This is a genomic window from Staphylococcus sp. FSL K6-3157, assembly GCF_038005145.1.
GTDB classification, from domain to species: Bacteria; Bacillota; Bacilli; order Staphylococcales; family Staphylococcaceae; genus Staphylococcus; species Staphylococcus equorum.
In genome coordinates, this window is sequence record NZ_JBBOSM010000001.1 from 994,706 (window position 1) to 1,021,522 (window position 26,817).

30 protein-coding genes are annotated in these 26,817 nt (G+C 31.8%); 19 read left to right on the forward strand and 11 right to left on the reverse strand.

Annotation, left to right across the window (positions count from 1 at the left end):
* Positions 1-759: 759 nt before the first annotated feature.
* Together MHB47_RS04645 and MHB47_RS04650 are read right to left on the reverse strand one after the other, a co-directional pair.
* Entirely contained in the window at positions 760-1,545 is a 786-nt protein-coding gene (locus MHB47_RS04645) for a carbon-nitrogen family hydrolase (RefSeq protein ID WP_340755401.1), read from the reverse strand.
* 233 nt (positions 1,546-1,778) lie between these two features.
* Positions 1,779-2,408 carry a nitroreductase family protein gene (locus MHB47_RS04650; protein WP_340755403.1) on the reverse strand — a complete coding sequence of 210 codons (630 nt, stop codon included), beginning with the start codon at positions 2,406-2,408 and terminating at the stop codon, positions 1,779-1,781.
* 192 nt (positions 2,409-2,600) lie between these two features.
* Here MHB47_RS04650 and MHB47_RS04655 point away from each other — a divergent pair, with 192 nt between their 5' ends.
* Complete coding sequence (locus MHB47_RS04655; protein ID WP_340755405.1) at positions 2,601-4,604, forward strand: SdrH family protein; 2,004 nt, start codon at positions 2,601-2,603, stop codon at positions 4,602-4,604.
* A 101-nt stretch (positions 4,605-4,705) separates the two neighbouring features.
* On the opposite strand, the gene mroQ is transcribed toward MHB47_RS04655, so the two are convergent.
* Positions 4,706-5,449: an intramembrane glutamic endopeptidase MroQ gene (gene mroQ / locus MHB47_RS04660; protein WP_277582402.1), complete on the reverse strand. Its 744-nt coding sequence runs from the start codon at positions 5,447-5,449 to the stop codon at positions 4,706-4,708.
* A 177-nt stretch (positions 5,450-5,626) separates the two neighbouring features.
* On the opposite strand from mroQ, the gene groES reads away from it, so the two are divergent.
* The 4 genes from groES to MHB47_RS04680 all read left to right on the forward strand — a co-directional run bounded on the left by groES (position 5,627) and on the right by MHB47_RS04680 (position 9,120).
* Positions 5,627-5,914: a co-chaperone GroES gene (gene groES / locus MHB47_RS04665; protein ID WP_002507147.1), complete on the forward strand. Its 288-nt coding sequence runs from the start codon at positions 5,627-5,629 to the stop codon at positions 5,912-5,914.
* 57 nt (positions 5,915-5,971) lie between these two features.
* Positions 5,972-7,594: a chaperonin GroEL gene (gene groL, locus MHB47_RS04670; RefSeq protein WP_002507148.1), complete on the forward strand. Its 1,623-nt coding sequence runs from the start codon at positions 5,972-5,974 to the stop codon at positions 7,592-7,594.
* A gap of 190 nt (positions 7,595-7,784) precedes the next feature.
* Positions 7,785-8,423 carry a phosphohydrolase gene (locus MHB47_RS04675; RefSeq protein WP_340755407.1) on the forward strand — a complete coding sequence of 213 codons (639 nt, stop codon included), beginning with the start codon at positions 7,785-7,787 and terminating at the stop codon, positions 8,421-8,423.
* A 229-nt stretch (positions 8,424-8,652) separates the two neighbouring features.
* Complete coding sequence (locus MHB47_RS04680; protein ID WP_340755409.1) at positions 8,653-9,120, forward strand: DinB family protein; 468 nt, start codon at positions 8,653-8,655, stop codon at positions 9,118-9,120.
* A 60-nt stretch (positions 9,121-9,180) separates the two neighbouring features.
* Here MHB47_RS04680 and MHB47_RS04685 read toward each other — a convergent pair whose 3' ends face one another.
* Positions 9,181-10,470, reverse strand: a complete 1,290-nt coding sequence (locus MHB47_RS04685; RefSeq protein WP_340755411.1) for an aminotransferase class I/II-fold pyridoxal phosphate-dependent enzyme — start codon at positions 10,468-10,470, stop codon at positions 9,181-9,183.
* A gap of 202 nt (positions 10,471-10,672) precedes the next feature.
* Here MHB47_RS04685 and MHB47_RS04690 point away from each other — a divergent pair, with 202 nt between their 5' ends.
* The 7 genes from MHB47_RS04690 (at position 10,673) to pmtD (ending at position 14,925) form a co-directional block, all read left to right on the forward strand.
* The gene (locus MHB47_RS04690) at positions 10,673-10,768 is read left to right on the forward strand and encodes a Trp-rich small protein (protein ID WP_230456587.1); all 96 of its coding nucleotides are present in this window, start codon (positions 10,673-10,675) and stop codon (positions 10,766-10,768) included.
* A 229-nt stretch (positions 10,769-10,997) separates the two neighbouring features.
* Positions 10,998-11,183 carry an SE1626 family protein gene (locus MHB47_RS04695; RefSeq protein WP_002507152.1) on the forward strand — a complete coding sequence of 62 codons (186 nt, stop codon included), beginning with the start codon at positions 10,998-11,000 and terminating at the stop codon, positions 11,181-11,183.
* 178 nt (positions 11,184-11,361) lie between these two features.
* The gene (gene pmtR / locus MHB47_RS04700) at positions 11,362-11,742 is read left to right on the forward strand and encodes a PSM export ABC transporter transcriptional regulator PmtR (protein WP_002507153.1); all 381 of its coding nucleotides are present in this window, start codon (positions 11,362-11,364) and stop codon (positions 11,740-11,742) included.
* On the forward strand, positions 11,739-12,623 hold the full coding sequence (pmtA, locus tag MHB47_RS04705) for a phenol-soluble modulin export ABC transporter ATP-binding protein PmtA (RefSeq protein ID WP_340755413.1): 885 nt from the start codon (positions 11,739-11,741) through the stop codon (positions 12,621-12,623). The genes pmtR and pmtA overlap by 4 nt, the downstream gene beginning before the upstream one ends.
* Before the next feature lie 18 nt (positions 12,624-12,641).
* On the forward strand, positions 12,642-13,304 hold the full coding sequence (pmtB, locus tag MHB47_RS04710; protein ID WP_340755415.1) for a phenol-soluble modulin export ABC transporter permease subunit PmtB: 663 nt from the start codon (positions 12,642-12,644) through the stop codon (positions 13,302-13,304).
* 20 nt (positions 13,305-13,324) lie between these two features.
* Positions 13,325-14,197: a phenol-soluble modulin export ABC transporter ATP-binding protein PmtC gene (gene pmtC, locus MHB47_RS04715; RefSeq protein ID WP_340755416.1), complete on the forward strand. Its 873-nt coding sequence runs from the start codon at positions 13,325-13,327 to the stop codon at positions 14,195-14,197.
* Positions 14,197-14,925 carry a phenol-soluble modulin export ABC transporter permease subunit PmtD gene (gene pmtD, locus MHB47_RS04720; RefSeq protein ID WP_002507157.1) on the forward strand — a complete coding sequence of 243 codons (729 nt, stop codon included), beginning with the start codon at positions 14,197-14,199 and terminating at the stop codon, positions 14,923-14,925. The genes pmtC and pmtD overlap by 1 nt, the downstream gene beginning before the upstream one ends.
* A gap of 82 nt (positions 14,926-15,007) precedes the next feature.
* On the opposite strand, the gene MHB47_RS04725 is transcribed toward pmtD, so the two are convergent.
* Positions 15,008-15,568: a thioredoxin family protein gene (locus tag MHB47_RS04725; protein ID WP_277595644.1), complete on the reverse strand. Its 561-nt coding sequence runs from the start codon at positions 15,566-15,568 to the stop codon at positions 15,008-15,010.
* Between the two features lie 215 nt (positions 15,569-15,783).
* Here MHB47_RS04725 and MHB47_RS04730 point away from each other — a divergent pair, with 215 nt between their 5' ends.
* The 4 genes from MHB47_RS04730 (at position 15,784) to MHB47_RS04745 (ending at position 18,198) form a co-directional block, all read left to right on the forward strand.
* Positions 15,784-16,224, forward strand: a complete 441-nt coding sequence (locus MHB47_RS04730) for a hypothetical protein (protein ID WP_340755422.1) — start codon at positions 15,784-15,786, stop codon at positions 16,222-16,224.
* 78 nt (positions 16,225-16,302) lie between these two features.
* Positions 16,303-16,878: an HAAS signaling domain-containing protein gene (locus tag MHB47_RS04735; protein ID WP_002507160.1), complete on the forward strand. Its 576-nt coding sequence runs from the start codon at positions 16,303-16,305 to the stop codon at positions 16,876-16,878.
* On the forward strand, positions 16,875-17,726 hold the full coding sequence (locus MHB47_RS04740; RefSeq protein ID WP_277583473.1) for a DUF4097 family beta strand repeat-containing protein: 852 nt from the start codon (positions 16,875-16,877) through the stop codon (positions 17,724-17,726). The genes MHB47_RS04735 and MHB47_RS04740 overlap by 4 nt, the downstream gene beginning before the upstream one ends.
* A gap of 364 nt (positions 17,727-18,090) precedes the next feature.
* Complete coding sequence (locus tag MHB47_RS04745) at positions 18,091-18,198, forward strand: putative holin-like toxin (protein WP_002511402.1); 108 nt, start codon at positions 18,091-18,093, stop codon at positions 18,196-18,198.
* A 287-nt stretch (positions 18,199-18,485) separates the two neighbouring features.
* On the opposite strand, the gene MHB47_RS04750 is transcribed toward MHB47_RS04745, so the two are convergent.
* Together MHB47_RS04750 and MHB47_RS04755 are read right to left on the reverse strand one after the other, a co-directional pair.
* The gene (locus tag MHB47_RS04750; protein ID WP_002507166.1) at positions 18,486-18,656 is read right to left on the reverse strand and encodes a tyrosine-type recombinase/integrase; all 171 of its coding nucleotides are present in this window, start codon (positions 18,654-18,656) and stop codon (positions 18,486-18,488) included.
* 307 nt (positions 18,657-18,963) lie between these two features.
* Positions 18,964-20,004, reverse strand: coding sequence for a C45 family autoproteolytic acyltransferase/hydolase (locus MHB47_RS04755; RefSeq protein ID WP_340755427.1), 1,041 nt, complete (start codon positions 20,002-20,004; stop codon positions 18,964-18,966).
* Between the two features lie 494 nt (positions 20,005-20,498).
* On the opposite strand from MHB47_RS04755, the gene MHB47_RS04760 reads away from it, so the two are divergent.
* The gene (locus MHB47_RS04760; protein WP_002507168.1) at positions 20,499-20,669 is read left to right on the forward strand and encodes a hypothetical protein; all 171 of its coding nucleotides are present in this window, start codon (positions 20,499-20,501) and stop codon (positions 20,667-20,669) included.
* Between the two features lie 164 nt (positions 20,670-20,833).
* Here the strand turns inward: MHB47_RS04760 and MHB47_RS04765 are convergent, their stop codons facing one another.
* Positions 20,834-21,244 (reverse strand): YolD-like family protein, encoded by a 411-nt coding sequence (locus MHB47_RS04765; protein ID WP_002507169.1) that lies wholly within the window; start codon positions 21,242-21,244, stop codon positions 20,834-20,836.
* 176 nt (positions 21,245-21,420) lie between these two features.
* Between MHB47_RS04765 and pglS the strand changes: the two genes are divergently transcribed.
* Entirely contained in the window at positions 21,421-22,458 is a 1,038-nt protein-coding gene (pglS, locus tag MHB47_RS04770) for a 6-phosphogluconolactonase (protein WP_340755430.1), read from the forward strand.
* A gap of 66 nt (positions 22,459-22,524) precedes the next feature.
* Here pglS and MHB47_RS04775 read toward each other — a convergent pair whose 3' ends face one another.
* From MHB47_RS04775 to MHB47_RS04785, 3 genes are all read right to left on the reverse strand, one after another.
* Positions 22,525-23,904 (reverse strand): aldehyde dehydrogenase, encoded by a 1,380-nt coding sequence (locus MHB47_RS04775; protein WP_340755431.1) that lies wholly within the window; start codon positions 23,902-23,904, stop codon positions 22,525-22,527.
* A 136-nt stretch (positions 23,905-24,040) separates the two neighbouring features.
* Positions 24,041-24,976, reverse strand: coding sequence for a manganese-dependent inorganic pyrophosphatase (locus MHB47_RS04780; RefSeq protein ID WP_107514812.1), 936 nt, complete (start codon positions 24,974-24,976; stop codon positions 24,041-24,043).
* A 55-nt stretch (positions 24,977-25,031) separates the two neighbouring features.
* Positions 25,032-25,583, reverse strand: a complete 552-nt coding sequence (locus MHB47_RS04785; RefSeq protein ID WP_056935772.1) for a cysteine hydrolase family protein — start codon at positions 25,581-25,583, stop codon at positions 25,032-25,034.
* 137 nt (positions 25,584-25,720) lie between these two features.
* Between MHB47_RS04785 and MHB47_RS04790 the strand changes: the two genes are divergently transcribed.
* Positions 25,721-26,779 carry a glycosyl hydrolase family 28-related protein gene (locus tag MHB47_RS04790; RefSeq protein WP_340755438.1) on the forward strand — a complete coding sequence of 353 codons (1,059 nt, stop codon included), beginning with the start codon at positions 25,721-25,723 and terminating at the stop codon, positions 26,777-26,779.
* Positions 26,780-26,817: the final 38 nt, after the last annotated feature.

Genomic DNA, 26,817 nt, shown 5'->3' on the forward strand with positions numbered 1-26,817 from the left:
TGGGCTTCTCTCCTCAGTCGTATTATACAATTTTAATTAAGTTTTATGCGTCTTATTGCGTAACTGTATATTTTGTGTTCCTAACTGTTGCTAATCTTTATCTCTTTAATTTTAACATAAAAAAGTAAACATTTAGGAATGAAATATGACGAGTTAGGGATTTTTTAACGAATAACCTCAAAATCATGGTTAAATGTACTTGTATCACAAAGAAGTGATAGCATTTTACAAATCATTTAATCAATTTTTGTTTGAATTTTGATTTGAATGATGAAGTTAATTAAGCTTTTGAGCAGGAGCTTAATTGACACGCTGATATTGTAACTGTACTTTCTTCGTATAGTTGTTATAGTTACAAAAATTAGTTATCGTTTTTCAATTTTAATACAAACAAGAGGAGGCTGATGTAGTGACAAAAGATATCTCAGCAGCAATTAGTGATTTCGTAAAATAGTACTTACTGAGTACACAACGCGCTTATTAATTTAAGCATTCCCAATTTAGATTTGCAGAACCTTCCCAGTCTCGAATCTAATATCATTTTAACATTGTCTATAACAGAGACAATTTAAAATATTAACATGTAAGCTATCGTAAACATCATTCAATTTATCATTAAAATCGGTAAATTCACTAATTTTTTTCATAATTAATAACATCCCCAAAAATAGATAGAGAAATAACTGTAAAAACATTCCCTTAATAATAAGTTACAAAAAACCGTGAGCCCCTCCCAAGCTCACGGTTTTTATTATGAAATTATTTATATAGATGTGGTCTTAAATTTTTGAATACTGGAATAGTATTGCGTTGATTCGTTACTTCATCTAAATCAATGTCACAAGTTAAATGATCTGGTTTTTCTTCTAATTCTGCTATAACTTCACCATTAGGGTTAATTACGATAGAATGACCTGCATATTCAGTATTACCATCATCTCCACAAGCATTACAACCAACTACAAATATATCATTTTCGATGGCACGTGCTTTTAAGAGGGCAGTCCAATGATTCAATCTTACCGCGGGCCATTGTGCAACATAAAAAGCGATTTGTGCATCTTTACGCGCTGGATAGCGAAGTAATTCAGGAAAGCGTAAATCGTAACAAGTAATATGTGCAACTTTAGCGCCATCTGATAGAGTGAAGGGTTCTGGAACTGCATTACCGGGTGTTAAAAATGAAGGTTCATCTAACATCGGCACAAGATGTACCTTGTCATAACTGTTTATTAAATAACCATTTTTTGAAACGGCAAAAGCAGTATTGTAGATGTTATCTTTCATACTATTTGAAACAGAACCTGCAATTACATCAACTTTATATTGGATTGCTAATTTTGATATAAACTCAAAACTTCTTGATAATTGATTATCAGCAAGTTCTTTTAGTTGCGGTAGGGCATAACCGTTATTCCACATTTCCGGTAAAACTACGATGTCTGTCTTTGCTGTGACATACTCGGCAAACCAATTCGTAATTGTTTCTTCATTTAATGCAACATTCGCTGGTTCCACTTTAAATTGAAAGATTTCTATATTCATCTCGATCGCCCCTTAAATTGTTGTTAGCATAAATATACTAGATATATTCAGAAAATTCAAAATTGGAAGGGTTCAATGAAATTACAAAATACCACGTGAGAAGCGTGGACACTCAAAATCGAAATATTAAAATAAAAAAACCAGTTCATTTTAAATGAATTGGTTTTATAAATTGGAAAGGGTTTATCCCCTAAGCGCTTGTATTATTGTTAATGTTAAAAAAATTAAATAAACTATTTTCTTACTAAGAAGCGTTTGCTTACATCATGAAATTCTTTTTCTCTAGCTTCATCACGCACGTTACCAAAAGGCATTTGAGCTACAAGATTCCAAGTAGTAGGAATATCGAACGCTTCAGTTACTGCTACGTCTACAAGTGGATTATAATGTTGTAATGATGCGCCAATACCTTTAGTACCTAATGCAGTCCAAATTGCAAATTGGTGCATTGCATTTGTTTGGTTTGACCAAATTGCAAAGTTCTCAGCATAGTTAGGCATTTGATTTTGTAAACCTTCGACAACGTCTTGATCTTCAAAGTATAGGATTGTACCATATGAATGTTTGAAGTTATCAATTTTGTCTGAAGTTGCTTGGAATTCACGATCAGGACCCATTGATTTTTTTAATTCTTCTTTTGTTATATCCCAAAATTTATTATGGTTATCGTTTAATAACAATACAATACGGGTTGATTGAGCATTAAATGAAGATGGAACATGTTTAATTGCATGTTCGATGATACCTTCTACCTCTTTATCAGATATTGAAATTTCTTGCTCTAAACTATATATTGTACGTCTTGATTCTACTGCACTTTGAAATACATCTAGTGTATCTTCTTTTTTACTAAAAAGTCCCATTCGGAAAACTCCTTCACATCAATTTATTTTATATATCTAGTATAATAATTATACTTGGATTTGTAAATAGCTTTTTACTATAAATTTCAAATAGATTAATTTCTTCTTTCAAAAGCCTAATTTTAATGAAAAATAGGACGATTTCTAATATACTAATAGGGAATATAAGAAAAATTATTTGGAGGTGAGATTATGAAAAATTATAATTCACATAAGTTTATTGTATCTAGCTTTGCAATTGCACTAAGTGCTACATTAATTTCTAAGCCAACACAAGGGGCAGAGAAAGATTTAAATGAATACAATAAGAATACGATTATGAATAATGCTGATTTAGACCATAAGCGTATCAATATATCAGATATAGATAAAAATGTGCAAAATAACACTCAGCTAGTAAATAATTCAAGTGAGAATGAAGTGCCTTCAAATTCTGACCAAACTGATAATAAAACCAGTAGTGATGCTATAACGATTTCACCATCTGAACAATCAAATGATAGTAACTCTAACGATAGTGAGCCAGACACTACTACTGAGCCAGATAAGTCAGATGAAGACAATCAATCATCGGATTCAAACAATACAGGAGACAGTGACAACGGAACTGATGAGAAACCATCATCTGAACAACCAAATGGCAGTGATTTGGACAATAGTGATTCAGACACTACTACTGAGCCTGAAAAGCCAGAAGAAGATAATCAATCATCAGGTTCTGACAAACCAGAAGATAATGGCGACGATTCCGAAGAGAAACCTAAACCAGAACAACCAAGTGAAGACGATAATACAACAGAACCGTCAAACCCTGATAATCCACAAGGCGATGGAGATGACTCAGAAGAGAAACCTAAACCAGAACAACCAAGTGAAGACGGGGATGATAATACAACAGAACCGTCAAACCCTGATAATCCACAGGACGATGGAGATGACTCAGAAGAGAAACCTAAACCAGAACAACCAAGTGAAGATGAAGACGATAATACAACAGAACCGTCAAACCCTGATAATCCACAAGGCGATGGAGATGACTCAGAAGAGAAGCCTAAACCAGAACAACCAAGTGAAGACGGGGATGATAATACAACAGAACCATCAAACCCAAATAATCCACAAGGCGGCGGAAATGACTCAGAAGAGAAACCTAAACCAGAACAGCCAAGTGAAGGCGGAGACGATAATACAACAGAACCGTCAAACCCTGATAATCCACAGGGCGATGGAGATGACTCAGAAGAGAAACCTAAACCAGAACAGCCAAGTGAAGGCGGAGACGATAATACAACAGAACCGACAAATCCTGATAAACCACAAAATGATGGGGGAAGTTCAACAGAAGAACCTAAACCAGAACAACCAAGTGAAGGCGGAGGAGATAACAATACAACAGAACCCCCGAAACCTAATAAACCACTGAGCCCAAACATACCATCTGGATCAAACCATCATAACCAGGGCAGTAAAAATAATATATCAGACAGTTCAGTGAATCATTCAAACTCGGGAAATTCTCAAAATGAACACACATCTTCAAACGAATATAATGGTGAGAATCAAAATGCAAATAAGCAATATGCGCAATCAAATGAAAAGATAGCAGGCAGTAACAATAATGCTGTGACTTATGGAGATTTGAGTACAGAGAAAACAAGTCAAAATTCAAATCAAGGTGACAGCAGATTAGTTAATAGATTTAATCAAATGTCTCCAGGTTCTTTTAAATACAACCCTTTTATTTTGAACCAAGTTAAACAGCTTAATAATAATGTTGATAGTGTATCTGACAAAGACATTACTTCTATCATAAGACGTCAAAGTTTTTCAGATAATGCGTTTTTAAATGAGTTACAAAAGGGAACAAATTATTTTAAATTTCAATATTTTAACCCATTAAAATCAAGAGATTACTATAAAAATTTAGATAAGCAAGTTTTGGCATTGATTACTGGAGAAATAGGTTCTATGCCTGACTTAAAAACGCCAGAAAACAAAAGTGCCGCATCTGGTAAATATGAATATCATTCAAGTAGTGATGAAGAATCGACGCGTACAAACGATAAGGAATCGAAAGACACAATTGATATTAAATTCGAACGGACATTATTTGCTTTAATCACTGCAATAACGATAATATTTATAGGTGTAGTGGTAGGATATTTTGTTTATCGCAGAAATAAAAAAGAAAATTAATAACTTTTTGACACCCAACGTGTCATAGACAAATAAAAAATGGAAGAACTCATGTAATAAACATTGAGTTCTTCCATTTATTTATATAACTTAAAATTTAATTAAAGCATGAAGTTAAATATAAATGATGCAGTTTCTTGTAGTTCTTTTGTTTTTTCAGGTCCTAAATAAATTTGTACAATGGTGACAAAGCCATTTTGCATAATGTGTACAAGGATAGGAACCCATATACGTTTTGTATATACATACAATGCTGAGAAAATAAAGCCCATACCGAAATAGATGATAAAGAATGATGGATCTCCATGTGCAGCACTAAAGATAATGGAGCTTACTATTCCAGCAATGAGAAATTTAAAAGTTTTATTACCTTTTAATAGATTGTATAATTCACCAAATATCACTTTTCTAAATAAAAATTCTTCTAGAATAGGTCCTACAACTGAAATTAATATGATGAATGTCGGTATTTCTTGTGCTATTTTCATCAATCTTTCTGTATTAGAGCTAGATTGAGGTGCGCCGAATACATACATATTTATCATTCCTGCAACAACTTGATAAATCATAACAATCATATAACCTACGATTGCCCAAAGGATAACATATCTTTTCTTTTCCTTAGTTTGTCGCTCTAGTTGCGTAGGATTGGCAATGAAAAAGTTTATTAGTATGATGAGTAAAGTAGCTATAATAAACAAGACCACTTGTGTATAAATATTAGCAAAGAGTATTTCTTTGCCACTTAAATTGTTAAATAAGCCTGCCATTTGTAAAAAAATCGGACCAAACTGTGCAAGGACATAAATAACTAATGTCAAAATGGACACCCATAAACGAGACATAATAAACCTCCAAAAATTAGAATATACTTTATTTTATCGTAAAATTGCTGTTCACACAAAATTTAGTGTAATGGTTTTAACTTGAAATATTGACCAATTTTGATTATTATAGAAAGTGTATTAGCACTCACAATGATTAAGTGCTAAAAATTTTAGTATTTTAAGGAGGAACAATCAATGTTAAAGCCATTAGGTAACCGAGTAATTATTCAAAAAACAGAACAAGAGCAAACAACTAAAAGTGGTATCGTTTTAACTGATAGCGCTAAAGAGAAATCAAATGAAGGTACGATAATTGCAGTAGGTGCAGGACGTATTTTAAAAGATGGTTCTCGAGTTGCTCCTGAAGTGAATGAAGGCGACAATGTTGTTTTCCAACAATTTGCTGGAACTGAAGTTAAGCGTGGAGACGACACATACTTAATCGTTAGCGAAGACGATATATTAGCAGTAATAGAAGAATAATCAAAATTAAAACTAAAAAATATACAAATAATACGAACATCATGGAGGTAAAGTAATATGGCGAAAGATTTAAAATTTTCCGAAGACGCACGTCAATCTATGTTAAGAGGTGTAGATAAATTAGCTAACGCCGTGAAAGTTACAATTGGACCAAAAGGGCGTAATGTTGTATTAGATAAAGAATATACATCACCACTAATCACAAATGACGGTGTTACAATTGCAAAAGAAATTGAATTAGAAGATCCATATGAAAATATGGGAGCGAAATTAGTACAAGAAGTTGCCAACAAAACGAATGAAATCGCAGGTGACGGAACAACTACAGCTACAGTATTAGCTCAAGCAATGATACAAGAAGGCTTGAAAAACGTAACAAGTGGTGCAAATCCTGTAGGTTTACGTCAAGGTATCGATAAAGCTGTAGACGTAGCTATTGACGCATTACAAGAAATCTCTCAAAATGTTGATAATAAAAATGAAATTGCGCAAGTTGGATCAATTTCAGCAGCAGATGAAGAAATTGGTAAATATATTTCAGAAGCTATGGAAAAAGTAGGTAACGATGGTGTAATTACAATAGAAGAATCAAGTGGTTTTAATACTGAACTTGAAGTCGTTGAAGGTATGCAATTTGATCGTGGTTACCAATCTCCTTATATGGTAACTGATTCAGATAAAATGGTTGCAGAACTTGAAAAACCATATATTTTAATTACAGATAAAAAGATTTCATCTTTCCAAGATATTCTGCCATTATTAGAACAAGTTGTTCAATCTAACAGACCTATCCTAATCGTAGCAGATGATGTAGAAGGTGACGCACTAACAAATATCGTATTAAACCGTATGCGTGGCACATTTACTGCAGTGGCAGTTAAAGCACCTGGATTCGGAGATCGTCGTAAAGCAATGTTGGAAGATTTAGCTATCTTAACAGGCGCACAAGTGATTACTGATGACTTAGGCTTAGATTTAAAAGATGCAACAATTGATATGTTAGGTACTTCAAGTAAAGCAGAAATCACTAAAGATAATACAACAGTGGTTGATGGTAATGGAGACCAAAATAATATCGATGCACGTGTAAGCCAAATTAAATCTCAAATTGAAGAAACGGATTCTGAATTTGATAAAGAGAAATTACAAGAGCGCTTAGCTAAATTAGCTGGAGGCGTAGCTGTAATTAAAGTTGGTGCAGCAAGTGAAACAGAATTAAAAGAGCGTAAATTACGCATTGAAGATGCTTTAAACTCTACTAGAGCTGCTGTTGAAGAAGGTATTGTAGCCGGTGGTGGTACAGCATTCATGAATATTTATGACAAAGTTTCTAAAATTGAAGCTGAAGGCGATATTGCAACAGGCATTAATATTGTATTAAAAGCATTAGAATCTCCAGTTCGTCAAATTGCAGAAAACGCTGGTTTAGAAGGTTCGATTATTGTTGAAAGACTTAAAAACGCTGATGTAGGTGTTGGTTTCAATGCAGCTACAAATGAATGGGTGAATATGTTGGATGCAGGTATTGTAGATCCAACTAAAGTTACACGTTCAGCGTTACAACATGCAGCAAGTGTAGCAGCAATGTTCTTAACAACTGAAGCGGTCGTTGCGCATATTCCTGAAGAAAGCAGTAATGATGCACAAGCAGGTATGGGCGGCATGCCAGGTATGATGTAAAATAACTTATAACCATTGATATAACGTTATTTCACTTTACCAATGGTCATAGAAAATTTAAAATAATTCTTTACTGACGTCTTCCATTAAGTTACTTAACTTAGTGGAAGGCTTCTTTTTTATGATGAATGATCTATAGTTTGATATACATATCTATAGAGACTATATTGTAACAAAGGAGGAATTTATTATGTTAAAAGATATCAATGAAATTGTTGTCCCAGATAGTAAAATAATCCAAGAAGCACAAGAAGTAGTCCATGAATACGGTAATGAGTTAATATGGAACCATTCGAATAGAGTATATTTATTTGGTGAAGTTAAAGGCATGCAAGATAATTTGAAATATGATAAAGAGCTTTTATATATGTGTTCGCTCTTCCATGATTTAGGGTTAACAAACCAATATAGTAGTGATGATCTGAGGTTTGAAGTAGACGGCGCAAATGCAGTCCGCCAATTTTTAGATACACACAATTATAACGACCAAGATTTACAACTTGCTTGGGATTCAATTGCATTACATACGACGATAGGTGTGGCTGAGCATAAAGAAAATAATGTTGCATTATTATATCACGGTGTTGGTATGGATGTTATGAGTGACAATTGGGAGCAATATGCAGATGAAATTAGAAAAGCTATCGTAAATAAATTTCCTCGAGGTAATTTTAAAAAAGATGTATTAACAGCTTTTTATGAAGGCTTTAAGCATAAACCTGAAACAACTTTTGGTAATATTAAATCTGATGTGGTGAAATATTTTGAGCCAGAATACCCTCAAAATAATTTTTGTTCTTGTGTCCTACGCTCAAAATGGGATGATTAAAAATACGCTGTACTTTAGTAATATTTAATCACTAGATCTTAAAGTAAAAACAATTGAATTTGAAAGCGATATAGAGCACTATTTAACAGTAGTATTTAAATATTTTTAGTATAAAACGTATAAAGTGAGTAAAAACAACTTATTGAGGGTAGAGAAAGTAAGCATAAATATTATTCACTACTTATAATTATTATTTATGTGAAGCTTTTTTAAGAAAGGGAGATTAACTATGACAAAAAAATCAGTGTACGATGTGATTGATACAGGTATTAATTATTTAATATCAGATTATGACAAATGGAACATTGAAAGTATATTAGATAATGAAAGTGAACTCTTCCCTAATACGCTACATTGGCAATATGGACACGTGTTAACTATTTTTGAATCTGCGCTATCTTTAAGTGAACAAAATGAAGTCGACATCCAAAAATATACACGCTTATTTGGCTATGGTTCTAATCCAGCTGATTGGGGCGACGAAGATATCCCAAGTGTGGATGAAATTGTCGAAAATTTAAAAACGTTACCTGAACGTGCCAAAAAATTAACTGACCAACAATTAGAAGTTGAATTAACTGAAACGATTGCTGGTTGTAGTACGTTAGATGAGTTGTTAATTTTAAATGCAATTCATGTACCACTACATGCTGGTAAAATTGAAGAAATGGCACGTGTACTGAAACAGCAACGTTAATATAAATAAAAAGGATGAAATCACCGTTTATATGCGATTTCATCCTTTTTATTATTTGTTTTAATTTTTTAGGTCTTCAATAGCTTTAGCGATAGAATCAAATACATGTGGAATGTCATCTTTTTCTACACAACTAAAAGCAATGCGAATGTCGGTTGAATTAAGGGCAATAATACCAATAGAGTATTTATTAATTAAGTGTTGGCGTAACTGTTCAGGGTCAACGTCTTTAACTTGTAACGCCATAAAATAGCCTGAGTTAAAATCATAGGCTTGCCAGTATGATGTGTATTTCTCATCATATACAACAGATTTCGTTACTTCATATCTAGCTTGTAACGTGTCGATATTGTGTTGAATTTCTTTATCAAAAGTTTCGTGATTTTCGAGCACGTATTTAACTGCACTTTGCGAAGGTAATGGGCCGCTTGAAATGTTACTTCGAATTAATCCTTTGATTTTAGCTTCTAATACTTGTTTTGTTGTATCGTTTCCGACACCAAAACTGATGAAACCTACACGTAAGCCCCATGCAAAGAATTCTTTTGTTGCACCATCTAAACGAATTGGTAATAAGTTATCTAAATGTAAATTCGTTAATGCTGTGAATAATGACTGTGTATAAACATCTTCGTAAAAGAGTCCGTAGTATGCATCGTCAACTAAAGCGATAACGTTTGTACCACGTTCTGCTAATGATTTTACTGCAGCGACGATAGTATGAACTTCATCTTTTGTTGGTGTATAACCAGTTGGATTATTTGGATAATTTAATATTAAAATGACTTTTTCTTTATTATAATTTTCTAGTGTATTAACTAAATTTTCTGTTGTAAAATGTCCAGATTCGTCAAAAATATCATACGTTTCGATTTCAGCACTATGTCTTGTACTATAAACGAGTTTATAGTTGCCCCAATTATGCGTTGGGAGTAAGAGTGTATCACCACTATCGACGAACATGTCACCAACTAATGATAAGCCATGTGTTAAAGCATTAGTAAGGATTGGTCTTGTCATGTCTTTCGCATCTAAATCTGGGTTTTCTTTTAATGTTTTTTGTTGCCATAAATCACGAAGAGATTCTAAACCTTGTGGCGGAGCATAAGGGAAGATTTCATCTGGTTCTAAATGATCGAAGATGTCATTTAAAGTATTTGCGTACATCTTACTATCTTTATATGTTGCCATTCCTATCGTGGCATTATATTGTGTGGATTTTGCTTCCGCCGATTGAGATAATATACCTTTCGGATAATACATTAATTTTCCTAGGTCGGAAAGCATGTCTGCAACTTCTGGATTTGATTTAGATAATTGCTCGTTTAAATCTAAAGCTAAAGGATTCATAGTTGGTCAACCTCTCTTTACTTTTTCAATGATAATCTTATATTATCTTGAAATAGCTTAAAATTAAAGTCTTGTGACTGTTTTAAACAGAAAATTTCAAAATTTAGCCATTTATGCGAACACATGTTCTGTTTTGTGTTAGAATACGGATAGGCCATCAAAAATCCTACATGGCACTTTTTTCTGTGGGAGGTGTAGTATGATAGCGTGGTGGCAAGAAATAATTACAACTTTACTAACAGGTAGCTTACTTGTTGTATTCCGTGTTTGGTTAGAGAGTAAATGGAAGGACAAATAGGTGGCCTTACACAAAAAACCCCAAGTCTGATGACGCAGACTTGGGGTTGTGTAGTATAATCCGTGGATACATTTACAATTTTATCATCATAGGTAATAGACTGCAAACAATATATTTAAATGTCAATCATAAAAGTAGTTACATAAGTATCAATAATTTTTCTGAAATGAATTGCTTTTAGAAATTAATGACAAAGTTTGATACAATGATATTGTTTGAGGTGAAGAGAGTGAAACATTTAACTAAAATATTTGTCATAATGGCAATGATATTACTCGTTGTAGGCTATTATTTACAGGCTATTGGTCATGAAGATTCTGGTATTAAATTATTAATTGCTGCAATCATGTTTATGATTTGCGCTTTTATTGATCGTAATAATAAGCGTAAGAAAAAAGATAAACAAAATAAGTAATATTGTTTAAACATGCTATAAGTGAGATGAAGCGATATGCAAAATCTTACTTATAGCTTTTTTATGTTAACTCGTCCTTTTCAATGAGTAATTATATGGATGTTTAAATACATTTATACTTTACAAGTGTGTATACATTGTATATAGTGTGTATATACAGTTGTAAGGGAGGACATCCATGAAAATACTTTTGAAAAATAGTGGTGAACAGCCAATCTATGAACAGATTAAGCAACAAATCAAAGAAAATATTTTAAAAGGATACGTTGCTCCTGGTGAACACTTACCTTCGATGAGGGAATTAGCACATGATTTGAGCGTTAGTGTTATAACTACAAAGCGCGCATATGAAGATTTAGAAAAAGATGGTTTTGTCTTTACTATTAGAGGTAAGGGTACATATGTGAAAGAGCAAGATAGTTCAATTTTAAAAGAAAAACAGTTCATGGTGATTGAAACAATGGCTAAATCAATAAGCAAAGAAGCAAAAACCATAGGCATGCCACTTTCAGAATTACAAGAAATCTTAGAAATGATTTTTGAGGAGGACGATGAATGAACGCAATCGAATTAAATGCTGTAAATTATCAGTATAAAGAATTCAAGTTAAATGATATTAGTTTTCGTGTTCCTCAAGGATTTATAACTGGATTTATTGGCGCAAATGGTGTTGGTAAAACGACCATTATTAGAATGATTATGGATTTAATTGAGCCTGATGGCGGAGATGTTTTAATCTTTAATCAAAAAATGAAAGCGCACCCTGAAGCTATTAAAAATAAAATTGGTTTCGTTTATTCCGAATTGTACCTCAATGATAAATGGAATATCCAAAAAATCGAACAATATGTTTCACCATTTTATAGTACATGGGACCATCAGTTATTTACATATTATCTTGAAAAATTTGATTTACCTTATAAGCGCAAAATCAAAACATTCTCAACTGGTATGAAGATGAAGTTGTCTATTGCTATTGCTTTTAGCCACCATGCTGAATTATTTATCTTAGATGAGCCAACATCAGGGTTAGATCCAATCGTTCGAAACGAAGTTTTGGATGTAATCCAAAAAGAACTCATTGATGAAAATAAAACAGTATTTATTTCCACTCATATCATTTCGGATTTAGAAAAAATCGCTGATTACTTAGTGTATTTAAAAGATGGTAAAATTGTACTAAATCAATTTTTGGATGACATTTTGAATAGATTCAAAGTAGTTAAAGGTGACATGCAGCAATTGGATGAAGAATTAATTCAATTAACACACTATATAGAAGAAAACAAAACAGGATATATCGCCCTTACAGAACATGCTAATATATTTAATGAAATTTTTGGAAACAAGATTGCAATAACTAAGCCAACGATTGAAGATTTAATGGTTTACCTTGAAAAAGGAACCCAGAAGACTGAACAAAAAAATTATGAGACTTAACAACTGGGGGGACATTAGATGAAAAATTTACTTATTAGAAATTTAAAATTACGTAAATGGACAATCGTAATATATGCAATGTTATTATTGTTTTCCCCACTACAATTAATCATAATACCCAATAGTATTTTTACTAATGCGTTATATTCTGCAGTTGCGATGATATTACTTTTTGTTTCTATACTAGATTCTGGTCATGTTTTTCGTTTTAATAGTAAGCTTGGGCACAGAATGGCTTATGACTTTTTTGGCAGTTTACCAGTTTCTAAAAAGTCGTTATTGAATGCTAATTATTTAACAGTTATTATTTTTACATTAGTTGGGGCAGCAATATTATCTTTATATACTATGCCGAATTCTCATGTATCAACGAGTAATATTGATTTTAACATTTCAATGCCATTTTCATACATTGCGGTAAATTTCTTTGCAGTACCTATAGCTTTCAAAAAATATACAGAACAAAAATCTGATTACATTTCTTATATAATTTATTTACTTACAATGGTTATTTTAATACCTGTCATAATCGTGCTATTTGTAGTTGGAATATGTACATTATTTAATTATAGTCTGGGTATATTAAATTATTTTGAAACTATTTTTAATTATGGATTTTTAACTTTAAGTATTTTTTGCTTTGTAGCTAGCTACATCATTCAATATAAAAAATTAATTTAATAATAAAAGGAGGCGCATTTATGGAATTAAAAAATATAACAAAAACGTATGGCAATAACAATGTTTTAGACCATATCAATTTTGATTTTGGACAAAGCCAAATTGTAGGTCTAATTGGTAAAAATGGTGTCGGCAAAACAACATTAATGAAAGTCATGAATGGAAATATTATCAAATATAAAGGGGAGGTAAAGGTAGGTAATAAAGACAATATCGGTTACCTTATTGAACATCCTAAATTGTATGATAATAAATCAGGTTTATATAATTTAAAATTATTTGCCAATGTATTAGGTAAGGGTTTTGATAAAAAATATGCAAATCAAATTATTGATGCTTTTGGTATGAGACCTTATGTGAAGAAAAAAGTTAAAAAGTATTCAATGGGAATGAAACAAAAGTTAGCCATAGCTGTTTCATTAATGAACAAACCCAAGTACCTCATTTTAGATGAGCCAACAAATGGTATGGACCCTGACGGATCAATTGATGTATTGAAAACAATTCAATCACTTGTGCAAGAACTGGATATGAAAATTTTGATTTCTAGTCATAAGCTTGAGGATATTGAATTAATTTGCGATAGAGCAGTGTTTTTACGAGATGGTAATTTTGTTCAAGATGTTGATATGAAAGAAGGGGCACCAACGGATTCTACAGTATTAATCTTAGAACAAAGTAATTTCAATAGTGCTTTAGAATATTTAAATGAAAATTTCGATGTGATTCAATCTAAAAGAGAAAATGGAGAAATCATTATTAAAGCACAATCAAGTTATCAAAAAGTGCTTAAAGGTTTATCAGATATTGATATTTTCCCTGAGTTTATTGAAACACGTAAGAGTTCTTTACGTGATACTTACTTCAATATTAATCAGAAAGGTGGCCAATAATGAATAGTTTACAACTCGTAAAATACGACATTTATAGCATTATTAGAAGTCCATTAACATATTTAGCATTACTCTTAACAATACTTCCATTAATTGGTTTTACAGTTTTATTTGTTCAGCAATCTGATAAAATAGACGGCAATATGTTACTTTCTATAGGTAGTTGGTTCTTTTCTATCATGGGCTTACTATTTGTAATCAAGACAATCACCCGTGATATTTCACAAGGTACGATTCAATTATATATGAATAAAACATCAAGTCGTGTGGGCTACGTTATCGCAAAAGTGATTTCAATTATACTGATTGCCATAATTATTACAGCAATACTTGTTGGATTTGTATTAATCGTGCAACAAATTGTTGACGGTGAAAATATAAAAGTTGATAAAATCTTTGAGTTACTTTGGTTCTTCATTCTATTCCATTTATTCTTTGGATTATTATTATATTTATTTTCATTAGTTGTACCAAAAACAGCATTAATCTTTACTTTAGGTATATTCTTAATATTACTTGTTCCTTTTGCTGAACCATTTATACCTATGATTCCTAAATTTGGTGACAATATTCAAGATGCATTGAAATATATTCCATTTAGTTACTTAACTTCTAAAACGACAACTGGTGATTATACATTCTCTAATTGGCAATGGTTTATTACTTCAGCATCAATTGTAGTACTATTTATCGTTAATATATTCTATGTATCTAAAAAAGATATTTAAAATAAAGATAACCGAAGTTTGAGTCATAAAAAAAGAGACGTATGAATTAACGGTTATAATACCTTAATTCATACGTCTTTTATTAATTTATAATTAGTTTATCTAGAATTGAATCATAAACATATTTCCACATTTGTGAGTCTGTTTTAAAGCGATTAGAAATAATTGTATATGATTCAGTCGATTTATCTTCAAATGTAGGATCATCTTTTGCAGGCAGTTTAGAACGTGTTTCCTCTACAAAATGTTGTACTTGTCTTGCGCGAGGTCCCCAAACTGTTTGCTGTTCAAAATCATCATTTAAAAATACAAATATAGGTATCGATCTCGCAGTACCATTTGTTAAGTATTGATCGATTAAGTCAGTGTTTTCATCACGATGAAAAACACGAGCTTCTAAATTTAATGCTTCACTAATATGTTTAAGAATAGGAATGTTCATCATAGCATCTCCACACCAGTCTTCAGTGATAACTAGAACTTTGCTATAGTTTGATGCTTTAATTTTTTCAAGACGACCATCATCCTCTGGTGTTGAGAATGAATTATATATTGATAGTAAATTCTCTTTGTTTTCAGTCATTGCTTCAATATATTGATCAAGCGGTTGACTGTTTTTGAAATACGTTTCTAAACTTGTCATAATAGTTCCCCCTTTAATTGATTAGATATTATTATATCAATATTTTAATATGAAAGAAAATTATTAATACATATAAAAGTAATATGTTTTAAGATTTCTTCAGGGATGAAAGTGACAAATACCTATGCTATATTTAATTAGTAAAGTAGAGTGTGGTGACAACATTGAAAATGCATAGACTACATAAGCGTCTTATATTTTGTGTGTTTATAACAATGGCTTTTGGAACATTGTTACTGGTTAACTATATCAAGCAAGAACAGTCGACTGATTTATCAAAACTATCTATTAATCGTGTCAAAATAGGGTCTGAAATTAATATTGACGAATACGTTGAACAAGACGAAGTCATTTTAAAAAAGTATCGTCTTTATTTAAAAAGAGAACATCCTAATTTAATTTTCAAAGTGAATAAAAAGGACCCACGACTTAAAGGTATAACTTTAACTAACGATACTACAGTTCAAACTAATTTTAATGGAACAATCAATAATAATGTTGGAAAAGTTACACAGATACTAGGAACACGTTATAAACAAAAAAAGTTGCCCAAAGGCTTTAATGCTATAATATATAAAGATAAGAAAAATCAAATAAAGTTATTTATTATTTATAAACATGATAAAATAAAGAAAGTTGAAATATATAAGAAATAAAAAATTAAAAATGACATTCCTATAGGGTATGTCATTTTTGATTTTACATATACATTTTGCTTCGAATCTTAAGTTTGAATGGCGGTAGATATTTTGGATAAAATCACTTTTTTAAATGAATTAGAGCAAGAATTAGATAAATTACCAAGAAGTGAACGCGATAAAGTGATGTATGAATATGAGGAATATTTTTTTGATCAAGAAAGTGAAGGTAAAAATGAATATCAAATCATTGGCGCCCTTGAATCACCTAAAAAGATAGGCAAAGAGCTAATGGCTAGAAACGCGATTGTATCTGCGGAATTTCGCCCTAATATAAATACAATTGTGAGAGCAATTATGGCATCTCTGGGTATGGGGATATTATCATTAATCATTATTTTAATCCCTATGATATTTGTTGGCATTTTCATGTTTATACTATTACTAGTTGCATTATTTTTCTCGCTTAGTCCGCTATTATTGATTATCAACGGCATAATTAATGATAATTTTAGTTTTGCTATAAGTAACTATTTATTTGCGATTTCCTATACAGGGTTAGGTCTTTTATTATTTGTCATTATTGCAAAATTTGCTCAATTCGTTTATAGAGTAATTTTAAAATACTTACGTTGGAATATTAAAACAATTAAAGGAAGTGCAGTCGAATGAAGAAGTTATTTTTTAGCGGCTTAACATTATTTATCGTGTGCTTTCTTTTAGCTTGTGTCGCTTGGTTTGGATTTGAAAAACAAAACAACCAACTCAATTCTGTTGATAAAGAAGTTAATGATAAAAATATAGAAAATTTAAATATAGATAGTCAAAATAGTGAGGTTCAAGTTAAGCAAGGTGACGAATTTTCAGTGACATATAAAGGGAAAAAGAATATTGATATTACGCATAAAAACAAGACATTACATGTTCATGAGACTGATAATACAGATGATCATTATGGATTGAATTTTAATCCGTTCCGACAGTTTGATGATGAGATGGTAGTAACTGTGCCAGATAAAAAATTAAATCATTTAAATGTATCTAGTAAGACGAATATTATAAATATTGATAGTATTAATGTAAAAGATGCATATATTTCAATGAAAGCTACTGGTGCAGCACGTGTGTTTTTAAGTAATGTAGCATTAGACAAACTGTATTATAGAGGTTTGAATTCACCCATTGATATAAAGCGAAGTCAAATTACTAATGCGAATATTAAAACGAAACAGGCGAGTATAACGAGTAAAAAATCATTGATTGAAAAGTCAGTGTTGTTAGCTGATCATGGTAAAATTGATTTGAGTCGAATGGATATTGCATCACATTTTAGAGCTTCTACGCAGTATGGTGATATTTTCATGTCATATAATGAAGACCCTCAAGATACGTTGCTAAGATTGAATCCATCTGATGGAACTTCTGAAGTTATCAATAACAATTTTGAAGATAATAAAGTAGGCTCAGGAAAGCATATTTTAGAGTTCTATACAGATCATGGGGATATTTATATAAATTAAATTTATGCTGTCATGAATAGAAAGAGCCAGAAAGTACATTTAATTGAAATGCTTAAAGTAAAAAATAGCTATACCCCTTTAAATTAAAAGGATACAGCTATTTTTAATTTGGAAATAATTACAAATTACCACAAACTAACCACTTAATAATCATAAAATTAATGAGAAAATGTGAGATTTGATGTACGACCTAAATCAAGTTATCCAACAGCAAAATGGTGAAAGTAAATGACTAAAAAAATAATATAAAAATATGTTAGAATAAAAAAATGAGTAAATTGGATAGATGGTGGCTAATCTTAGTATAAAGTGAGGTGGTGCTTATGAAAGTACCGACAAAATCTTTAGAAAGGAGACGCCTTGTGTGGTTCCAATTGTAGAAGCACTACACTTAATGTTAGGATTCGGTACTTTCATCGTTACCTTATTAGGTTTAGTGGTTGCAATTGTTAAATTAAGCCATAAAAAATAACCATCTCTAACTTTGGCGAGGATGAGATGATTATTTAATCATTATTAAATTCCAGCCACCGTCTTTTTAACGGGCTCATTAGGGCGATACACTTATGGTGTGTTGCCCTTTTTCTATATATAAATTACCACAACATAAAAATATTATCAAATTTTTATGTCGTATTATTAATGTTAGAAGGAAAACAATGTGGTTGTAAAAATAGCTGTATCCCTTGATATTAAAAGTATATAGCATTTGTTAATATGAAAATCATTACTATATACCACAAACTAACCACTGATTAATCATAACAATAAAGGATCAAATGATTCAATATAACTATCTAAATTTGATAACGCATCAAATTCCATTTTTTCAGTTATATGAGTATAGATGTTTAATGTGGTTGTTATATTTATGTGTCCAAGTACTTGTTGTACTAATTTTATTGGCGCTCCCACTATACCTTGTACCATTTTAAATCTAACCCATTCTTATAGAGGCGTTATTTTATATTGCGTGTTCTCAAAAGCAAATGATTCATTTGACCATGCTTATCATTTAACTTAGTTAATAAATTCGATACAGTGCATAAATTATATATCAGAATACTACGTATATACCACCTTAATATTGAATTTGTACGTAATATTATGAGGTTTTAAGTTATCCACACATACTAAGAATGCTGACATGAAAGGATTTGACAAAATATAAATGCAAGCACTTTAATTAAGTGCTTTCTGGCTCTTTTTATAGTGTGATGATTTAAAATGATAAATATTAATATGTGGCAAAGGTTAAATCAGTGTCAAGATGGCCGTTAATTGAAGTAATATCTAATGATTCGCCATCGAGCCATTTGCCAAAGTCTATTATGGTAGGTGCTTTATTTTCCCCTAAAGTGATATGTGCTGTTAATGATTGTGGTTCATACATACTTGTATGAATTGTACCGGACCAACTTTTGAATAATTTACTATAAATTTCATATTCCGGATTATTAAATAAATTAAATGCGCTCATTTTATCTAGTGATGTAGGTGCTTGTTTTAGAAGGCGATTTAAACGCTCTTTAGATTCTTTTGTAAAATTTCTATTCTCATGTGTTAATAATTTGAAATGATTTGTACAAGTACGATCGTAACGAACGTCAACGGAGCGAGGAGAAACTTCGATAATCGCATGATTCAAATGTTTATCCATGACAATGTAACTAAAAGAGCTTCTATGTGGAAGTTCTTTTAGTAATTGTATGGCTTCAGTTACATCTTTACAATATTGTAATATAAGCCTGCCGACCATATAGCAGACGAAGCCATCACCTGGGTGCTTTCTGTGCATGAAATTGTAGCCCATGGATAGACCAGATTCATTCATACCGTCCATTCTCCCGGTTACACGTGATGTAGGACCTATTTGTGCTAATCCGCCATCAGTAGGTTGGAACAATAAGTAACGACCATCATAAGTTGCAGGGTGATAGTCATAATTTCGAACCATATAATCTTGACCTAAAAAGACCGTACAGCCACTGTTTTTCAACGGTGTGAATCGATAGTGCGCAAAGTTAAGAATCATTTGGCGAGTAGGCAGATTAAGTACTTCTTGCATACCTCTAATTTCTTCCCAAATTTGCGGTGCGTACGTTTGGAAAATGTCATATGTTTCTTTGATATGGATATCAAAGCGGGGCATACGTTTTTTCCATTCTTTCTCTCTATTTTTGAGTAAGGGTGTTTGCTGCATCCACTGTGCTGTTTGTACACCTAAATCAAAGTGTGAACCTCGATGTGTTAAGATGTCTGATTTTACTGATTGCATAGTTTAAAACTCCTATTTATGTGTGTAATCTTACAAAAATGTAACTTCATTGTAACGCTCTGTTAATTGCATTACGTATGACCAGTAGTTATGCTTAAATTAACATCAAGGGACGATTCAGATAGACAAATTCAATGAGGTGATTATTATGTCAAATTATTATGATGCTTTCAAAGATGCAGTCTCCACTTGGTGGGGTCAATAAGATGAGAATAACTAACATTGAATTGGCTAATATTTAACGATATTAGCCCTTTTTTACATATATTGGTAATAAATATAATATCTATCTTTCTTCTGATGAGAAGAAAATGTTAAAATAAATAAGACATATTGACTAAAAATTATTGATTTTGCATTACTCCAATAATATCATAAATTCACTTTTTATTATTTAGATTAAAGTAATGGAAAGTGGGTATATATTTATTGATGCTTTCAAGTATGCTATCATTATTGATAGATATGTTAATAATTTATTGAGGTGAATCAGGATGTGTAATTTTATTAAAGGTTTATTTAAATTTGTATTAGGTACAATTCTTACTGTGTCAATAGCAGCAGGTGTTGGTGCAGTAGTTTTCGCTTATATCTTTAAAAAAGATTTCGAAGATATTGAAAGTAAAACAAAAGAAATAGTTTCAGATATTGAAACGAATAATTAAGTTATTGATAGAGCACTTTAGAGTGTTCTCATACTGTCGACAAAGTCTTAGGGCTTTTGTTGGCAGTATTTTTTTTAGCCACCGTTCAACGAAGTTGTTACGGTGGCTTATGCAGTCGGAAAGACTGCGAACATAAATCCCGTTCTTCAAGTATAGAAAAGCAGTTAACTATTGTCTTGAGTTATTCTAGTTATATCAAATAATGAAAGTTTAATTGTTTCCTGTGTATGGATTAGGTAACCTTCTAAAAACATATGAGTCATATCTATATTTTTAATTTTTATATGAGTCGTTTCCAACCATCCTGCTTTATAGTATTCGATGTGAATATAGGAATCTGTATGTAACGCTTGATGAAGATGTAAATTTAAGTCATTTAATTGATCGTCCGATAATATAGGACGGTCAATTTTATTTTGATCTACTAAATATTGTTGAATTGTTTCAAATTGTTCTGGCAAAGTTGCAAATGGCGCCCATTTAACCATGCCACGACCTTGCGGGATATTGGCATTAAGAAATTCTCTTGGTATATTTCTATAGTCATTTTCATTTTGATATTTTTTCGGAATCATAAAATCACCTCAACACAATAATAGAACATATGTTCGTGTTATTGCAAGAAGTTTTTCCTTTTTTTAAGTTAATAAAGCATGAATCTTAATTTGATAGAAATTGATAATAATCATTATATTGTCATTTAGTATAGATATTTATTAAAATGAAACTACAATAATATGGAGGGGTTTACATGACGACAACAGGTTATATTGGTACGTATACAAAAAAAGAGGGCAAAGGCGTTTATCGTTTTGAATTAGATGAACAAACTGGAAGCGTAACAGAAGTTGAAACAGGATATGAATTAGAAGCATCCACTTATGTAAATCAACATAATTCATTTTTATATGCTGTAACACGTGAAGGAGATAATTGCGGTGTTGCTAGTCTCAAAATAGAAGAAGATGGTAAACTCAAATTAATTAATAAATGTCTTGCTTCTACAAAAGGTAGCGGCTGTTATGTAGATGTGTCACCAGACGGAAAGTTTGTTTTTGAGTCTGTTTACGGTGCTGGATTAGCGCGCTTATATAAAGCGAATCCTGAAACAGGTGAAATCATACGTTTGATTCAAGAGTTAGAGCACAATTATCCAACTGGGCCACACGAAAGACAAGATCAGCCACATGTGCATTTTATTAGTACAACACCAGATGAAAAATATGTTGTTGCAATTGATTTAGGTACAGATAAAATAGTAACATACGAATTTAATGATCATGGTTTTAGTGAACATGCAGTGAGTGATTTTGAACCAGGGGATGGACCAAGACATATTACTTTTCATGAAAATGGGAAGTTTGCTTATGTTGTCCATGAGTTATCAAATGTCGTAAGTACAGTAAAATATGAGGACGGAAAATTCACAGAAGTCCAACGACATTCAACAATTCCAGAAAATTTTGAAGGTGATACAAAATTAGCGGCAGTAAGACAGTCACACGATCAAAAATTCTTATACATTACGAATAGAGGCCACGATAGTATTGCTATTTTTAAAGTAAGTGATGATGGTTCAACGATTTCATTCGTTGATATTGTATCAAGTGGTGGCGAATTTCCACGTGATTTCAACATTACTGACTCAGACGATTTCTTAGTTTGTGCACATCAAGAAGGTGACTATACATTGACGGTTTTCAAACGTGATAAAATTACGGGGGAATTAGAAAAAGTCGATCATCACGAATCAGCACCAGAGGGCGTTTGTGTACAATTTTTAAAATAAAGATAATTGAAAAAAATTAAAAAAATAACCTAGTATGGATAATACACTACCATACTAGGTTATTTTCTATTTGTTGAAAAATGTTTTGATGTATTTAAATTTCCCTTTATATGGTGGGAATATAAGGCTTGATTCAAGTCTTGTAGATTTAAATACATAAGATTTATCATGACTAAACGTATCAAAACTATATTTGCCATGATATTGTCCTATACCCGACGCACCGACACCACCAAAAGGTAAGTTTGGGTTTGCGAGGTGCATCAACGTATCATTGATCGCGCCGCCACCAAATGAAACTTCATGAAGTACACGTTCTGTTACATTTTCATCTTCGCTAAATAAATATAAGCTGAGTGGCTTAGGTTTAGTGCGTATTAAATCAATTGCTTCATCAAAATCATCATAAGGAATGATTGGTAAAATAGGGCCGAAAATCTCATCTTCCATTATTTTAGCATCGAAAGTAATACCATCTAAAATGGTTGGAGCGATGTATTTATCATCTGCATCAGATTGACCGCCAAATGCAATTTCTGTTTTATGAACATTTAATAAATGGTCTAAACGGTCGAAATGTTTTTGATTAATGATACGACCGAAATCTGGACTATCTTGTATAGATTTACCGTAAAATTCAGTGATGGTATTTTTGAGTGCCGCGATGAGTTGGCTTTTGACTTTTCGATTAACTAAAATATAGTCTGGTGACACACAAGTTTGACCAGCGTTCGTAAATTTTCCGAAACAAATGCGTTCGCTTGCTACTTTTATATTTGCTGATTCATCTACAATCGCAGGAGATTTACCCCCTAATTCTAAAGTGACAGGCGTTAAGTTTTCGCTAGCTGCACGATAGACAATACGTCCTACTTTTTCGCTGCCAGTGAAAAAGACATAATCAAAAGGTAGGTGTATGAGCGATTGTGTAGTTTCTGCGTCGCCTTGACATACACTAATATATTCAGGATTGAATACATCTTCAATAATTTGCTGTACTATATCTGCAACGTGTGGTGTGAATTCTGATGGTTTAAGTATAGCTGTATTTCCCGCTGCTATTGCACCAATTAATGGTTCAATGAGTAATTGGAAAGGATAATTAAAAGGCCCGATAATTAAGACCGTACCATAAGGCTCTTTCATGATATAACTTTTAGTAGGGAATAAATAAAGGGGCGTGTTAACTTGTTTTCTTTTCGCCCAATTTTTAAGTTCTTTGCGTGCTGACTTAATGCTTTTTAAAGTGAATCCAATCTCGGTTGCATAAGCTTCCACTTTGTTTTTTCCTAAATCTTTTTGAAGTGCGTCGAGTAATTCATTTTCATGATTTTTAATACTTTTACCCAAGAGTTTGAGTTGTTTTTTTCTAAACTTAAGATCTTTGGTTTCGTGAGTATTAAAATATTGTTTACTATTATGGAAAGTTTGCTCTATTGAATTCAAATGGTATTCCTCCTAGTATGAGATGTCGCTATGCTTATGCAAATGTATAAAAAACTGGAACATATTTACTATGTTCCAGAATACTGAGCGGTTAAGTGTTTAGTTTCTTTGTCCACTCAGTGTTTATCATATACTATTAAACGACTTCGTTTAAAGCTTCTGTAATTTGAGGTACAACTTGTTTTTTACGAGAAACTACTCCAGGTAAAAATGCAGTATTGTTTTCAAGTTCAACATTGAAAGCTTTACCTACTTTGTCTGTTTCAGGTCCTACTACTAAAATTTTAGAATCACTATTAATGATGTCAGTCACGACTAACACAAATAAATCATATTTTTCATTTGCACTTGTTTCTAACATAGCTTTTGTTAATTCTTCTTGACGTGCAAAGACTTCATCAATATCCACAGTATTAACTTGTCCAATATGAGTTGAATAATCTCCCATGTTGAAAGATTTTGCATCCATAGATAAGATATCTGAAATTGATTTGTCTGTTGTAGACGCACCTGCTTTTAACATATCTAAACCGTAAGATTCTAAGTCAACATTGGCGATCGCTTTCAATCCTTCTGCAGCTTGCACATCTTCTTCAGTACATGTAGGTGATTTGAATAATAAACTATCTGAGATAATTGCAGAAATCATTAAGCCAGCAATTTCAGGTTTAATTTCAAAGCCGCGTTCTTTATACATTTTGTATAAAATTGTTGCTGTACAGCCAACTGGTTCAGCACGGTAATATAAAGGTGCTGCAGTTTCAAAATTAGAAATTCTATGGTGATCTACGACATGTTGAATTGTAGCGTCAGCAATTGAATCTGCGCTTTGTTGGAATTCATTATGGTCAACTAAAATAACATTTTGATCAGCTAGATTATCGTTAAGTAATTCTGGTGCTTCTACTTTGAAATGATCTAAAGCAAATTGCGTTTCAGGACCTATTTCGCCTAAACGGTAGGACGCAGCCTCCGAATTACCTGTTTGTTGTTCAAAATCTGCCATGATGATGGCAGATGCAATAGCATCTGTATCTGGATTTTTATGTCCGAAAATATAAGTTTTTGCCATATCTAAATTCTCCTTATTTATATAGTTAATATTATTTTATCATGAGTTTGCATAGTTATTCTACTTCAGCACCTAAGGAATTTTTAAAATGATCTAAAGCCCAATCATGACCTGTTGGATTAAATGAAGCAACGCCTTTATGTGAAATACTGATAGAATAACCTAAATTATAGGCAGTAATCGCTGTATGTAAGACACAAATGTCGGTACATACACCAACAATTTCTAAATGTGTTACATTTCTTTCCCGTAGCAAAATATCTAACGAAGTACCGCAAAAAGCATCATAACGTGTTTTATCTAAAAAATGTATGTGATCATTAAATAATATATTTTGATAGATATCATTTACTTTGCCGTAAAGTTCTCTCCCGGATGTTCCTAGAATATTGTGAGGAGGGAAGAGCTTGTTCTCAGGATGATAACTATTTTCTTCAAAATGTAAATCCATCATAAAGAAAATGTTCTGTTGTTTTTTATTATATACTTCAATTCTTTCCACAATATAATGTTCAATTTGTTGGCCTGGAATGCCACAAGTCATTTTTCCATTATCTGCAACAAAATCATTTGAATAATCCACTACAATAAGTGCACTTTTTTTCATAATTTGTGAACACTCCTAATATTAAAGATAATAAGTATTATATACTAAGTAGATAAATCAATAAAGCTACAACAAACGCGTTTGAAAATCTTTAATTAAGTTTATTATAAAGTATTGAGAAAGAGAGGGATTGTCCTATGATGATTAATGCAAAGGAATTTGGATTAAAAGGTAAAAGTAAAAGCGCAGATACACGAGCAATGCAACGTGCATTGAATTATGTAAAAAAATATCCTTCGACAACAATATATGTACCTAAAGGTGAGTTTCATATACGCAAGTCATTGGTTATTTATGAGTCTACAACATTATTGCTAGATAAAGGCGCAGTTCTTAAAAGATGTGGGAAAGATGCATTACTAAAAAATGGTAGAAGGTTTAAACCTTATTATGGTTATAACGGCAACAGCCATATTTATATTGCAGGAGGAACATTTGATATGAATGGCTATGATTTCCCTTATAATAATACAGCAATGTGTATAGGACATGCCCAAGATATTCAAATTGTCGATGTGACCTTTAAAGATATTATAGGTGGTCATGGACTAGATGCATGTGGGGTAAATGGATTATATATAAATAATTGTAAATTTTTAGGATTCAATGATAGTGATGGGACAAGAACTTTTTCAGAAGCAATTCAGTTAGATATTCAAGTACCAGGTGCGTTTCCTAAATTTGGGACGACAGACGGAACGATTACAAAAAATGTAATAATAGAAAATTGTTATTTTGGCAATTCAGATACGCCTACGATGCAGTCCTGGAACAGGGCGATTGGTTCTCATGCAAGTCGTTATAATCAATTTTATCAAAATATCCATATTCGTTTTAATACATTTGAAGGGATAAAGCAATATGCACTAACACCTTTAAAATATAAAGATACGTATATTCATCATAATATTTTTAAAAACTGTGCTGGCGGCATTCGTTTTTTAGCAGTTAAAGATGGTAAAAATGCAAAAGATTTAAAAGGGAAACAAAGATCAACTCAAGCAGGGTGTAATTTAAATATTTATCAAAATAAATTTGTTGGAACGATAGAGAAATATGCAATTCGGATTCAAAGTTATAATAATATAAAACATAAAAATATTTTTATTGCTCAAAATGAGTTTGATGAATCGCCGCCTAAAATGTATTTGAAAGACATTAAAAATTTATTTTTATCTTATGATGATAAAATTTAAAATAATGTTAAGTCTAATTAAACATGATTAGAATGCTA

What these genes read in the sequence shown, in the direction of transcription:
- MHB47_RS04645 (WP_340755401.1), bottom strand. Translation starts at nt 1,545, where the DNA reads ATGAATATAGAAATCTTTCAATTTAAAGTGGAACCAGCGAATGTTGCA.
- MHB47_RS04650 (WP_340755403.1), bottom strand. Translation starts at nt 2,408, where the DNA reads ATGGGACTTTTTAGTAAAAAAGAAGATACACTAGATGTATTTCAAAGT.
- MHB47_RS04655 (WP_340755405.1), top strand. Translation starts at nt 2,601, where the DNA reads ATGAAAAATTATAATTCACATAAGTTTATTGTATCTAGCTTTGCAATT.
- mroQ (WP_277582402.1), bottom strand. Translation starts at nt 5,449, where the DNA reads ATGTCTCGTTTATGGGTGTCCATTTTGACATTAGTTATTTATGTCCTT.
- groES (WP_002507147.1), top strand. Translation starts at nt 5,627, where the DNA reads ATGTTAAAGCCATTAGGTAACCGAGTAATTATTCAAAAAACAGAACAA.
- groL (WP_002507148.1), top strand. Translation starts at nt 5,972, where the DNA reads ATGGCGAAAGATTTAAAATTTTCCGAAGACGCACGTCAATCTATGTTA.
- MHB47_RS04675 (WP_340755407.1), top strand. Translation starts at nt 7,785, where the DNA reads ATGTTAAAAGATATCAATGAAATTGTTGTCCCAGATAGTAAAATAATC.
- MHB47_RS04680 (WP_340755409.1), top strand. Translation starts at nt 8,653, where the DNA reads ATGACAAAAAAATCAGTGTACGATGTGATTGATACAGGTATTAATTAT.
- MHB47_RS04685 (WP_340755411.1), bottom strand. Translation starts at nt 10,470, where the DNA reads ATGAATCCTTTAGCTTTAGATTTAAACGAGCAATTATCTAAATCAAAT.
- pmtR (WP_002507153.1), top strand. Translation starts at nt 11,362, where the DNA reads ATGAAAATACTTTTGAAAAATAGTGGTGAACAGCCAATCTATGAACAG.
- pmtA (WP_340755413.1), top strand. Translation starts at nt 11,739, where the DNA reads ATGAACGCAATCGAATTAAATGCTGTAAATTATCAGTATAAAGAATTC.
- pmtB (WP_340755415.1), top strand. Translation starts at nt 12,642, where the DNA reads ATGAAAAATTTACTTATTAGAAATTTAAAATTACGTAAATGGACAATC.
- pmtC (WP_340755416.1), top strand. Translation starts at nt 13,325, where the DNA reads ATGGAATTAAAAAATATAACAAAAACGTATGGCAATAACAATGTTTTA.
- pmtD (WP_002507157.1), top strand. Translation starts at nt 14,197, where the DNA reads ATGAATAGTTTACAACTCGTAAAATACGACATTTATAGCATTATTAGA.
- MHB47_RS04725 (WP_277595644.1), bottom strand. Translation starts at nt 15,568, where the DNA reads ATGACAAGTTTAGAAACGTATTTCAAAAACAGTCAACCGCTTGATCAA.
- MHB47_RS04730 (WP_340755422.1), top strand. Translation starts at nt 15,784, where the DNA reads ATGGCTTTTGGAACATTGTTACTGGTTAACTATATCAAGCAAGAACAG.
- MHB47_RS04735 (WP_002507160.1), top strand. Translation starts at nt 16,303, where the DNA reads ATGGCGGTAGATATTTTGGATAAAATCACTTTTTTAAATGAATTAGAG.
- MHB47_RS04740 (WP_277583473.1), top strand. Translation starts at nt 16,875, where the DNA reads ATGAAGAAGTTATTTTTTAGCGGCTTAACATTATTTATCGTGTGCTTT.
- MHB47_RS04750 (WP_002507166.1), bottom strand. Translation starts at nt 18,656, where the DNA reads ATGGTACAAGGTATAGTGGGAGCGCCAATAAAATTAGTACAACAAGTA.
- MHB47_RS04755 (WP_340755427.1), bottom strand. Translation starts at nt 20,004, where the DNA reads ATGCAATCAGTAAAATCAGACATCTTAACACATCGAGGTTCACACTTT.
- MHB47_RS04760 (WP_002507168.1), top strand. Translation starts at nt 20,499, where the DNA reads ATGTGTAATTTTATTAAAGGTTTATTTAAATTTGTATTAGGTACAATT.
- MHB47_RS04765 (WP_002507169.1), bottom strand. Translation starts at nt 21,244, where the DNA reads ATGATTCCGAAAAAATATCAAAATGAAAATGACTATAGAAATATACCA.
- pglS (WP_340755430.1), top strand. Translation starts at nt 21,421, where the DNA reads ATGACGACAACAGGTTATATTGGTACGTATACAAAAAAAGAGGGCAAA.
- MHB47_RS04780 (WP_107514812.1), bottom strand. Translation starts at nt 24,976, where the DNA reads ATGGCAAAAACTTATATTTTCGGACATAAAAATCCAGATACAGATGCT.
- MHB47_RS04785 (WP_056935772.1), bottom strand. Translation starts at nt 25,583, where the DNA reads ATGAAAAAAAGTGCACTTATTGTAGTGGATTATTCAAATGATTTTGTT.
- MHB47_RS04790 (WP_340755438.1), top strand. Translation starts at nt 25,721, where the DNA reads ATGATGATTAATGCAAAGGAATTTGGATTAAAAGGTAAAAGTAAAAGC.